Below are 11,241 nucleotides of genomic sequence, written 5' to 3' on the forward strand. Positions count from 1 at the left end.
AAATCTTTTACGCATTGCTACGCAAAAACTAGGATGACATTCTAACTTTTTTACTCGTCGTTGTCCATCTGCCTCGACTTGGGCTCATGACCAAATCGTTAAAGGCTAACACGTTCAAATCTCTTTGAACTGTGCGAGGAGTGATACTAAACTCTTCGACTAAATCCTGTGTAGACACTGTCCCTTTGTCTAAGATAAACATGTACACATCTTTAATACGATTAAGCATTCGATCAGTAGTTGGTTTCATTAAATGAACCACTCCTTCATCTTAATTCTCTTGGCAAAGACTAGCGGACGACAATATGTGCGGAGTGCACTTAGGCTCTTAAGTTGCTGCCTTAGACATCCCCTTTTCTAATTAGTATAATCAGAACAATTATTCTGATAACTCTATTATATAAAAAAACGTATTATTTTTCTAGTGCATAAGATTGGAATTTACAATACTTACATAAAGTTTATGCTGTATTTAGTGTTAATTGTCGAAATAAGGGACTATATATGGTAGTGCTATGTGCGAGGGATGATATTTGCGTAAAATCTAGAAGAATGTTGATTGAAATTTCCCATGTAAAGCGTAGAATAGCCTTAATAAACACAAGGAGGTAATCGAAATGGATTGGTTACAAGCTGCAAAGGAAAGACAAGATGAATTAATACAGGAGTTGCAGGAACTTGTGCAAATTAATAGTGTATTGGATGAAGATTCTGCAACAGCAGAAGTGCCTTTTGGTAATGGTCCGCTAGAAGCACTTAAATGGTTACTTGCAAAAGGTCAAATGGAAGGGCTACAGACAAAAAACATTCATAACTACGCAGGGCATATTGAAATGGGCGAGGGTAAAGAATTACTCGGCATTTTATGTCACGTAGATGTTGTGCCAGCTGGAGATGAAGCAAATTGGACATACCCACCCTTTAGCGGTACTATAGCAGATGGTAAATTATTTGCGCGTGGTGCTATTGACGATAAAGGCCCTACTATTGCAGCATGGATGGCAATGAAGCTAGTAAAAGATGCTGGCATAAAGCTGAATAAACGCGTGCGAATGATTATTGGCACAGATGAAGAAACAGGTTTTCGTTGTGTCGATCATTATTTTGAGCATGAAGAGATGCCTACAATTGGCTTTGCTCCAGATGCGGATTTTCCACTAATTAATGCCGAAAAAGGGATTGCAGAGCTTGTATTCTCTCAACATAAAAAGGGCAATGAAGTTGAGGAACAGCTCGTTTCATTTTATGCAGGAAAGCGCCCAAATATGGTACCTGATATGGCTAAAGCCACTATTCAGTACCAAACGGCACAGTTTGAACAGAATTTTCAAACATTTTTACGTAAAAATCAGCTAGAAGGGTCTTTATTAATTGAGGACTCTCGCTATATAATAACTATCAAAGGGAAAGCAGCTCATGCAATGGAACCTGAAAAGGGAATCAATGCCGCTGTTTATCTTGCAGCATTTTTACAACAACAGTTGACGACTGAAGCTAGTAAGCGTTTTGTCGATTTCATTGCAGATGTTTTCCATAACGATCACTATGGTAGCACGTTAGCACTTGATTTTGAGGATGAAATGTCTGGTAAAACAACATTGAATCCTGGGATTGTAAGTTATGATGCGACACAAGGTGGTAGTATGGTCATTAGTATGCGTTATTCCGTAACGTATCCATTTGATGAGAAAATTACAGAAGCACAAGATTTTGCAGCTAAAAAAGGTTTCTCACTAGATATCCAAGATGATTCTAAACCACATTACGTGAGTGAGGATGACGAACTTGTCCAAACACTTTCTGGTGTTTATCGTCGTCAGACGGGTGATTATGAAACGCCTTTACTTTCAACAGGTGGCGGTACATATGCACGCGTCATGAAAAAAGGCGTTGCATTCGGTATGCTTTTCCCTAGTGAACCTGATGTTGCGCATCGTGCAGATGAATTTGTTATTGTTGAAAATTTAGTGAAGGCTGCAGCTATTTATGCAGAAGCAATTGTTGAACTTGCTAGTAACAAATAAACAAAAAAGAAAAGGATGAGAGACAATGGCATTTACATTATGGAATGATCAAATCGTTGAAGAAGGATCTATTAAAGTTTCACCAGAAGACCGAGGATACCAATTTGGTGACGGTATTTACGAAGTAGTTAAAGTATATAACGGGCAAATGTTCACTGCACAGGAACATATTGATCGTTTTTACGCAAGTGCCGACAAAATCCGTCTTGTCATCCCTTATACAAAAGATGTACTTCACAAATTATTACATGATCTTATCGAGGCGAATAATTTAGAAAATGGTCATGTTTATTTCCAGATTACACGTGGGGCTGTATCTCGTAACCACGTTTTCCCAAATGCTAGCGTACCTGCTGTGTTAACGGGGAATGTTAAAGTAGGAGAACGTTCTATCGAAAACTTCCAAAAGGGTGTAAAAGCTACATTAGTAGAAGACATTCGTTGGTTACGTTGTGACATTAAATCATTAAATCTTTTAGGAGCTGTACTTGCAAAGCAAGAAGCTTCTGAAAAAGGTTGCTATGAAGCAATTTTACACCGTGGTGATATAGTAACAGAATGCTCGTCTGCCAATGTTTATGGCATTAAAGAAGGTAAACTATACACTCACCCGGCTAATAACTTCATCTTAAATGGTATTACACGCCAAGTTATTTTAAAATGTGCTGCTGAAATCGGTCTACCAGTGATTGAAGAAGCAATGACAAAAGAAGAATTATTAAACATGGACGAAATAATCGTATCATCAGTATCTTCTGAAGTAACACCTGTAATTGATGTAGATGGGCGTGCAATTGGTACAGGCGCCGTAGGAGAATGGACAAGAAAGCTACAAGCTGCATTCGAAGCTAAACTACCAATTTCAGTGAATTCTTAAGTTGTGACATCTGAAAAAAGAACTACCCAAGGCTTGGTTATCTACTAAGTTAAGCGGGTAGTTCTTTTTTTATAGGGATAAAAATGGATGTTTTTCTAGTGTTACGTCATGTAAAATAAAAAGATAGGATAGTAGCATGTGAACAGAAAAAACATGCGCACTAGGATTGGAGTGACAATGAGTTGGCGCAATTAGTGAAAATACAAGATTATGTTTCGCGTTATCAAATTGATTTGGCAAGATATCCAACACAATTTGTTCGTTTAAAGAAAAGCCAGTGGGACCGTGTAAAAATGCAATGGATATCAGGTGAGGATATTACCGAATGGCAACATGACGACAACGACACAAACATTGAGTCAGAAGATAAAGAGCGATTCGCCTTCTTTAAAAAAATATTTTCGGGACGTCAAAAGGTGGATGAAGAAGATATCGAACAAGTAGACGTTTCCAATGAATTAATGAACGACGAAGATGCAATTCCAGAAGAAGAAACAACATTAACGTTTGAGCCAAGAATTGTTTATGCACCACAATCAATACATGAATTAAAACGTATGTTCAAGGATCAGTTTTTCCATTTTCAAATGAAGTGGGCAAGTTCGACACTACGAGAGAAATCATATGTAGATCCACGGTTTATGCGTGATACCTTACTTCGTACACTTTTATTAAATTTACCAGATAATTATTTAGTATTCTATTACCCTATTTTAAAGGTGAAAAAAGCGCCTATTGAACTGGATGTTGTGTTATTGTCGCCGACAGAATGCATTTGCGTCACTGTACTAGAGGCGGAAAATCAGGCAGTTTATGTAGGTAATAGTGAGCGTTTTTGGGTAAAAAAAGTGGGCACAAAAGATTTGAAAGTACTAAACCCTACAATTAATTTAAGTCGTATGGAGTCTGTATTAACACAATTATTCAAGCAAGATGGCGTAGATATGCCCATTCGTAAAGTGGTGTTAACACGTAATGGTTATTTCGATTATCCTGGAGCACCTTACAATATTCAAATGGTGGATCACAGAAATTATGGAGAATGGCTAGATCAGTTGACAAAATCATCTTCTCCGATGAAACATATGCAAATTCGTGCAGCACAGACGGTTCTAAATAATGTTCAAACAACATCATTTAATCGTGATATTTGGCAGCGCTCAACGCCATTAGTTAAGGAATAGCCTATGCAGCTTTTGTTTATTGTCAATGAATATGCTGGAAATGGTAAAGGAAAGAAAGTATGGCATCGTATTCGACAATATTTAACAATAGATTATAAAGTAGTATTTACACAATATGTGGGGCACGGAGAAGAAATCGCCAGGCAATATACACAACTTAATGATGAACAATGGTTAGTTGTTGTGGTTGGTGGAGATGGGACGATTCACGAGGTTGTGAATGGTGTTATCTATAATGACCGCGTTAACATCGGGGTAGTAGCAGCTGGTTCTGGTAATGATTTTGCGAGAAATTTTCAGGTGTTTCGCCATGCAAAGCAGATTGAATCCTTTTTGTATACGGCAAAAGGAACTTTCATGGATGTTGGTAATATACAATTAGGCACGGCGCCTGAAGAGGTTTTCGTTAACAATGCTGGGGTAGGTTTTGATGCGTATGTCGCGAAGATGGCGAACAAGTCTCGTTTTAAATTTGTCTTAAATAAGATCGGGCTTGGTAAGCTTTCCTATGCGGCCTTCGTCATAAAAGGCTTATTCACTTTCCCTCGCTTTGATGTGACAGTCCGTTATGATGAAGAGGAACTTTATATTAATCAAGCGTGGTTTGTGGCTATAACCAATCAACCGTATTTTGGTGGTGGTATGAAAATTTCACCTGTATCTCAGCCAAACGATGGGAAAATAGAAGTTACAATTGTCCACAATATATCACGGATCAAATTATTATTTGTCTTTGCTACAGTTTTTTTTGAGAAGCATACGAAATTTAAAGAAATTACTTTTTTGCAAAGTGAGCAATTTGATATTACAGTGCATACTGACAAAATGGTCTGTCATACTGATGGCGATTATATTGGAGAAGTAGAGCAGAATATGAATATCCATTGCACGGTTACACAGAATGCATGGAAAAATGTCCATAGTCAGATATGAAAAAACGTCATTTCGCAATAATTTCGAGCGAATTTGACGTTTTTACGCTATAATAAATGAAATAAATTATTTAGTAGAAAGAAATGAGGAAGTAATTTGAGATTAAGAAATAAGCCTTGGGCAGAGGAGTTTTTAGCAGATCATCCGGAAGTTGTGATTCCGAATCCTGAAGACTTTAAAGGGAATTGGCAAGCTGTTTTTGGAAATGACAATCCACTGCATATTGAGGTTGGTACAGGGAAAGGTCAATTTGTGACAGGGATGGCGCTACAAAATCCAGATATCAATTATATCGGTATCGAATTATATGATAGCGTAATTGTTTGTGCATTAGAAAAAATTTTAGAAGCTAAATCTCCAGCGAATTTACGTTTATTAAAAGTAAATGGCGCAGATTTATATAAATATTTTGAGAAAAGTGATGTAGACCGTGTTTACCTGAATTTCTCAGATCCTTGGCCGAAAATTCGCCATGCAAAGCGTCGTTTAACGCACGAAGGATTTTTGAAATTATATGAGTCGATTTTAGTAGATAATGGGGAAATCCATTTTAAAACGGATAACCGTGGCCTTTTCGAGTTTTCTCTAATCAGTATGTCTGAATATGGGATGTTGTTAAAGTATGTATCACTCGACCTACATGCGAATATGCCAGAAGATAACATTATGACAGAGTACGAGCAAAAGTTTTCAGCCAAAGGACAACCTATCTATCGTCTAGAATCGCAATTCAACACCGTTCAGCAGAAGTCAACGTCTAATTAGATTTAAGGATGAACGCTAGCTAAACATAGTTGAAGCCTCTGGCAGATGTCACATGTTTTTAATTGTGCTTGCACGATTAAAAATATGGGCTCAAACATGCCAAGGCGATTTTTGAAAGAATAGTTTCTAGGGGGAGAAAGTATGGATCAACTACAGTTTCACAACATGTCACTGACATGGCTAAACGGGGGTGTCACTTGCCTAGATGGCGGTGCAATGTTTGGAGTTGTGCCAAAGCCACTTTGGTCACGTAAATATCCAGTAAACGAAAACAATCAAATTGAATTACCTACAGAACCGATATTAATTCAGTTTGAAGGTAAAAACTATGTAGTTGATACAGGCGTTGGCTTTAAAAAATTAAATGAAAAGCAACTACGTAATTATGGTGTAACAGAAGAATCTGCACTTGCTGCAAGTCTTCAAGAATTAGGCTTAACAACAGCCGATATTGATTATGTTCTAATGACACATTTACATTTCGACCATGCTGGTGGCTTAACTCAGTGGGAAAATGATGTGCTTGTCCCAACATTCCCAAATGCTAAAATCTACGTATCGAAAATCGAGTGGGATGAAATGCGAGAGCCGAATATTCGCTCGAAAAATACGTATTGGAAAGAAAACTGGGAACCGGTACAACACTTAGTTGAAACATTCGAAGGAACATTAGAAGTTACTCCTGGTATCGAAATGATTCATACTGGGGGGCATAGTGATGGACACGCTATCATTAAGCTAACGCAAAATGGTGAAGTGCTGCTACATATGGCAGATATTATGCCAACACATGCCCACCAAAATCCGTTATGGGTAATGGCATATGATGATTATCCAATGACAAGTGTTTTTGCGAAAGAGCGAATTATGAAAGAGGCACTAGCAAATGGCTATGGATTCATTTTCTATCATGATGCGTATTATCGCATGGTGAAGTGGAATGAAACAGGTAAAGAAATAGTTGATAAGTTAGAACGTAGCCGACAAGCTAGCATTACATTTTAAGAGAAAAAGCGTGTGAGTGAACTAAGCTCACACGCTTTTTCTAAGTGTTATCTACAGTTTTAATATTATTTAATGTGATTCTACTACGTATCTTCTCAACGAAATTCAAATGGAATACATCAAATGATTTTAAAGTGAATGATCAATGATAGAAAAGTCTCTTAAGTGGGCTTTTTTTCGTGAACAAGTTGAAAAATATGATACACTAAACACTATACTAAAACACAAAAGAGAGTTGAATACCCAATGGCAATGGAACAACCATTTTTACCAGTACTATTAGGATCAGATATGAATGCGTATGGTATGGCACGTGCTTTTTATGAAGCGTACGGCATAAAACCACTTGTACTAGGCCGTTCTCATTTAACTGCCACACAAGATAGCCATATCCTTAATTTCCAAGAAATCGATCGCTTAAATGAGCAAGATGTATTCGCACCTGCTCTTGCAGAAGTTGCGAAAAAATATGCAGGTCAAAATTTACTACTACTTGCTTGTGGGGATGACTATGCAAAGTTAATTATTAAAAACAAACCTGCCTTGCAGGAGCATTTTACTGTGCCATACATCGACGAATCGTTAATGGACCAAATTTTATTGAAGGAAAACTTTTATAAAATGTGTGAGAAGTATAACTTCAAATATCCAGGTACGACGACTGTAACTGCAGAAAACTATGAAAACTTTACACCGCCTTTTAATTATCCGATTATTATCAAAGCATCGAACTCTGTTGAATACTGGGCATGTTCATTCCCAGGAAAGAAAAAGGTGTTCGTCGCGCACGATGAAGCAGAAAAAACCGCGATTCTAAAAGCAATCTACAGTTCAACATATCAAGATACGATGATTATCCAAGAATTCATCCCAGGTGATGACTCGTATATGCGTGTGTTAAATGCGTATGTTGGCAAAGATGGCGAAGTAAAGCTAATGTGCTTAGGTAATCCAATTTTAGAAGAACATTCTCCAGAAGGTATCGGAAGTTATGCGGCAATCGTTACGACATATGACAAAGAGTTGATGGACCAAGTACGTCACTTCCTTGAAGACATCGGATACACAGGCTTTGCCAACTTCGATATGAAATATGATGTACGCGATAAACAATATAAACTATTCGAAATTAACCTACGTAACGGTCGTTCAAGCTACTATGTTACTGCGAGTGGACATAACTTGATGAAATATGTAGCAGACGACCATATGTTAAATATCGAGCAGGAATTGACATATGTGGAGGACAAGCACTTATGGATGATCATTCCAAAAGGCGTGCTGTTTAAATACGCATCGAATGAAAAGCTTAAACTAGAAGCGAAAAAACTAATTCGTGAAGGTAAATATACGAATTCTTTATACTTTAAAGAAGATATGAATGCTAAACGTTGGGTAAAACTTACATTAAACAATTTAAACTATTACCGTAAATACAAAAAGTATTTTAACAATAAAGGGTTAGAAGAATAAGTCGGAAAAAGAGCATGTGATCTCATTAATGAGTCCCACATGCTCTTTCTTTTGTAATTAAACCTCTACTAATTCTACAACGACACCAGAACGTGCATCGGCAGCAAATTCAAACGTTTGCATTTCTCCTTCATGCATGCGGGAAATCCCACCACGGTATACTGGTATTGTCATAAAGCCATTTGTAAAGTTATCTGTTTTCATATAAATCCAAGAGCCATCGATTGGGGCATCTTTTTTAAAATCTTTTTTTATGTTATCTAATACTTGTCCTGCAGGTACATATGGAGAAACCTTTTCACTTGTTTCTTTAATAATGACAGCGGCTGCTAGACCTGTTGCAACACCAATTAAAAAATCGCGTAATTTCATAGTTATTTCCTCCTTTTTCTATAACTTCATTTTATCATAGCTGTTAGAGTGAATGCACTTTCATAATTCTGCTCTTTTAATGAAAAAGTTCGTATAGTAGCAATATTTCGATTTCAAAAATGAATATGATACAATTAGTACGGAAGAAAATACTACTTCGTTGGGAGCGAGTATCGTGAACGGGGAAACATTACAATTATTTAAAACTTTAACTGAATTGCCAGGTGCGCCAGGTAATGAGCATGCTGTACGTGCGTTCATGCGTGCTGAATTAGAGAAGTATTCAGAAGAAATTGTCCAAGATAATTTAGGCGGTATTTTCGGCGTCAAGCACAGTGAAGTGGCGGATGCACCGAAAATTTTAGTAGCGGGCCATATGGATGAAGTTGCATTTATGGTGACGTCAATTACTGAAAACGGATTGGTTCGTTTCCAAACACTTGGTGGCTGGTGGAATCAAGTAATGCTTGCACAACGTGTGAACGTATATACAAAAAACGGAGCGATTCCTGGGGTTATATCATCCATCCCACCACATCTTTTAACAGATGCAGAACGTGCAAAACCGATGGATATAAAGAATATGTTAATTGATATCGGAGCAGATAACAAAAAAGATGCAATGGAACTTGGAGTTCGTCCGGGTCAATCTATAATACCGATTTGTCCATTTACACCAATGGCAAACCCGAAAAAAATTATGGCTAAAGCTTGGGATAATCGATATGGTTGCGGGCTTGCCATCGAATTAATGAAAGAAGTAAAAGATGAAAAGTTAGCATCCCATTTGTATTCGGGTGCTAACGTGATGGAAGAAGTAGGACTGAGGGGAGCACAAGTATCAGCAAATATGATTAAACCTGACATATTCTTTGCATTAGATGCCTCACCAGCAAATGATATGTCTGGAGATAAGCAACAATTTGGCCAACTTGGTAAAGGGACGTTATTACGTATTTTTGATCGCACAATGGTAACACATCGTGGAATGCGAGAGTTTATTCTAGATACTGCAGAATCGAATAATATCCCATACCAATATTTCGTTTCACAAGGTGGGACAGATGCAGGTCGCGTGCATACGTCAAATGATGGTATTCCTAGTGCAGTAATTGGTGTTTGTTCACGCTATATTCATACATCTGCATCTATCATTCATATCGATGACTATGCGGCGGCAAAGGCAATGATTGTGGAATTAGTAAAGAATATGGATCGTTCGACTTTAGCATCGATTCATAGTAATGTATAATTGTTTTTATTGAATGCTAAAAGTAAATGAAAAAGATGCCTTAAAGGGCATCTTTTTCTATGCATAGAAAGAAGGATTTCACATGAACATAGCAATTGGTACGACTAATAAGGCAAAAATAGGTGCTGTAGAAGTGATAGCCAAGCAGTTTTTTGAGCAAGCTAAATTTACATATTATAAAGCGCCTTCAGGTGTTTCTGAACAGCCTATGACAACTGAAGAAACAAGACAAGGTGCAATAAATCGAGCGAAAAATACATTGGCAGTAACCGACGCTACCCTTTCTTTTGGACTAGAGGGCGGTGTAATGGAAATAGAGGATAACATGTATGTTTGTAACTGGGGAGCACTTGCGGTAGCTAATGGAACGATATTTACAGCAGCCGGCGCACAAATTGTGTTGCCTGAAGAAATTGCCCGGGAAATAAGGGCTGGTAAAGAACTTGGACCAGTAATGGAAGCTTTTACACAGCGCCGAGACATTCGTCAACAAGCAGGTGCGGTAGGTATTTTCACTCAAGGATTGGTAGAGCGTCAAGCCATGTTTGAGCATATTGTATCTCTTCTTGTTGGACAATTTTTATTCAATTTATCACATAATTAGACTGTTTAATATAGATAAAATCACATAGCGGATTTGCATCTTTTTCGAATTTTCTTTAAAATAGAAAAATCAGTGTTGAAAGGAAGATATAAATGTCTCGTAAATGGCTACAAGCATCAGCATTAATGCTATTGCTTTTGGGGCTTTCTGGCTGTAATCAATCAATCGATGAACAAGTTGCAAACGGACTTCAACTATCGGAAACTATTTTTGCTGAAAAACCCGAAACTCATACAGATACAATTGGTAACATTCAATTATTTTTACCTTCGAAGTATAAAATCGAGGATAGCTCAGATAAATATAATATTTTGCTTTCTAAAGGAAAACAATCCTATATTCTTTTTATCAATGATCGTGAAAAACCAGATAGTAAACTATATTATGATTTATTAAAGGAAGATAGTTCTAAGGAAATCATTGACGAAAAAACATATGAAAAAGACAATACATTTGCATTCTCCGCTATTTTTAAAACAGAAAATGAGGAAGAATTTGAACTTGTTGTTAGTAGCGGTGGCGTGAAAATGACGACAATTTCAAAGATGAAAGATGTAGAAGATAATCTGCATGAGATGACGAAAATCGTTCATTCGGTTAAGATTAAATAATTGCATAGTTTTGAACAGGACGGTTCACAAATTGTGAGCCGTCTCATTTTGGTGCGCCCGGCATGCACATGAACTATAGGGTGTAAGTCCCGAACCCCGAAGACAGAAGTAGAGGTTAGCCAAGAGCAAGGGTGTCCGTGG

General features: G+C 37.4%; 12 protein-coding genes. 10 read left to right on the forward strand and 2 right to left on the reverse strand.

The window, feature by feature from the left end; all coding sequences use genetic code 11:
* Window positions 1-28: 28 nt before the first annotated feature.
* Complete coding sequence (locus tag ACIQZG_RS16635; protein ID WP_402756600.1) at window positions 29-250, reverse strand: DeoR family transcriptional regulator; 222 nt, start codon at window positions 248-250, stop codon at window positions 29-31.
* 367 nt (window positions 251-617) lie between these two features.
* Here ACIQZG_RS16635 and pepV point away from each other — a divergent pair, with 367 nt between their 5' ends.
* The 7 genes from pepV (at window position 618) to ACIQZG_RS16670 (ending at window position 8,261) form a co-directional block, all read left to right on the forward strand.
* Window positions 618-2,024, forward strand: a complete 1,407-nt coding sequence (pepV, locus tag ACIQZG_RS16640; protein WP_402756601.1) for a dipeptidase PepV — start codon at window positions 618-620, stop codon at window positions 2,022-2,024.
* A gap of 25 nt (window positions 2,025-2,049) precedes the next feature.
* A complete protein-coding gene (dat, locus tag ACIQZG_RS16645) occupies window positions 2,050-2,901 on the forward strand; it encodes a D-amino-acid transaminase (RefSeq protein ID WP_402756602.1) in 852 nt (283 codons plus the stop codon).
* Window positions 2,902-3,083: 182 nt separating this feature from the next.
* Window positions 3,084-4,085, forward strand: a complete 1,002-nt coding sequence (locus ACIQZG_RS16650) for a nuclease-related domain-containing protein (protein ID WP_402756603.1) — start codon at window positions 3,084-3,086, stop codon at window positions 4,083-4,085.
* Between the two features lie 3 nt (window positions 4,086-4,088).
* A complete protein-coding gene (locus ACIQZG_RS16655; protein ID WP_402756604.1) occupies window positions 4,089-5,018 on the forward strand; it encodes a diacylglycerol/lipid kinase family protein in 930 nt (309 codons plus the stop codon).
* A gap of 96 nt (window positions 5,019-5,114) precedes the next feature.
* Window positions 5,115-5,783 (forward strand): tRNA (guanosine(46)-N7)-methyltransferase TrmB, encoded by a 669-nt coding sequence (gene trmB / locus ACIQZG_RS16660; RefSeq protein ID WP_402756605.1) that lies wholly within the window; start codon window positions 5,115-5,117, stop codon window positions 5,781-5,783.
* 141 nt (window positions 5,784-5,924) lie between these two features.
* Window positions 5,925-6,788, forward strand: a complete 864-nt coding sequence (locus ACIQZG_RS16665) for a YtnP family quorum-quenching lactonase (protein ID WP_402756606.1) — start codon at window positions 5,925-5,927, stop codon at window positions 6,786-6,788.
* A 246-nt stretch (window positions 6,789-7,034) separates the two neighbouring features.
* Window positions 7,035-8,261 (forward strand): carboxylate--amine ligase, encoded by a 1,227-nt coding sequence (locus ACIQZG_RS16670; protein WP_402756607.1) that lies wholly within the window; start codon window positions 7,035-7,037, stop codon window positions 8,259-8,261.
* Window positions 8,262-8,318: 57 nt separating this feature from the next.
* On the opposite strand, the gene ACIQZG_RS16675 is transcribed toward ACIQZG_RS16670, so the two are convergent.
* Entirely contained in the window at window positions 8,319-8,633 is a 315-nt protein-coding gene (locus ACIQZG_RS16675) for a hypothetical protein (protein ID WP_402756608.1), read from the reverse strand.
* A 175-nt stretch (window positions 8,634-8,808) separates the two neighbouring features.
* On the opposite strand from ACIQZG_RS16675, the gene ACIQZG_RS16680 reads away from it, so the two are divergent.
* The 3 genes from ACIQZG_RS16680 to ACIQZG_RS16690 all read left to right on the forward strand — a co-directional run bounded on the left by ACIQZG_RS16680 (window position 8,809) and on the right by ACIQZG_RS16690 (window position 11,100).
* The gene (locus ACIQZG_RS16680) at window positions 8,809-9,885 is read left to right on the forward strand and encodes a M42 family metallopeptidase (protein ID WP_402756609.1); all 1,077 of its coding nucleotides are present in this window, start codon (window positions 8,809-8,811) and stop codon (window positions 9,883-9,885) included.
* Between the two features lie 82 nt (window positions 9,886-9,967).
* Entirely contained in the window at window positions 9,968-10,489 is a 522-nt protein-coding gene (locus tag ACIQZG_RS16685; protein WP_402756610.1) for a DUF84 family protein, read from the forward strand.
* A 92-nt stretch (window positions 10,490-10,581) separates the two neighbouring features.
* The gene (locus tag ACIQZG_RS16690; protein ID WP_402756611.1) at window positions 10,582-11,100 is read left to right on the forward strand and encodes a hypothetical protein; all 519 of its coding nucleotides are present in this window, start codon (window positions 10,582-10,584) and stop codon (window positions 11,098-11,100) included.
* Window positions 11,101-11,241 lie beyond the last annotated feature (141 nt).

This window comes from Lysinibacillus sp. NPDC096418 (genome assembly GCF_044762775.1).
Taxonomy (GTDB): Bacteria; Bacillota; Bacilli; order Bacillales_A; family Planococcaceae; genus Lysinibacillus.

Coding starts and splice junctions, on each gene's coding strand:
- ACIQZG_RS16685 (WP_402756610.1), top strand. CDS start 9,968: ATGAACATAGCAATTGGTACGACTAATAAGGCAAAAATAGGTGCTGTA.
- dat (WP_402756602.1), top strand. CDS start 2,050: ATGGCATTTACATTATGGAATGATCAAATCGTTGAAGAAGGATCTATT.
- ACIQZG_RS16655 (WP_402756604.1), top strand. CDS start 4,089: ATGCAGCTTTTGTTTATTGTCAATGAATATGCTGGAAATGGTAAAGGA.
- ACIQZG_RS16675 (WP_402756608.1), bottom strand. CDS start 8,633: ATGAAATTACGCGATTTTTTAATTGGTGTTGCAACAGGTCTAGCAGCC.
- ACIQZG_RS16670 (WP_402756607.1), top strand. CDS start 7,035: ATGGCAATGGAACAACCATTTTTACCAGTACTATTAGGATCAGATATG.
- pepV (WP_402756601.1), top strand. CDS start 618: ATGGATTGGTTACAAGCTGCAAAGGAAAGACAAGATGAATTAATACAG.
- ACIQZG_RS16665 (WP_402756606.1), top strand. CDS start 5,925: ATGGATCAACTACAGTTTCACAACATGTCACTGACATGGCTAAACGGG.
- ACIQZG_RS16635 (WP_402756600.1), bottom strand. CDS start 250: ATGAAACCAACTACTGATCGAATGCTTAATCGTATTAAAGATGTGTAC.
- ACIQZG_RS16690 (WP_402756611.1), top strand. CDS start 10,582: ATGTCTCGTAAATGGCTACAAGCATCAGCATTAATGCTATTGCTTTTG.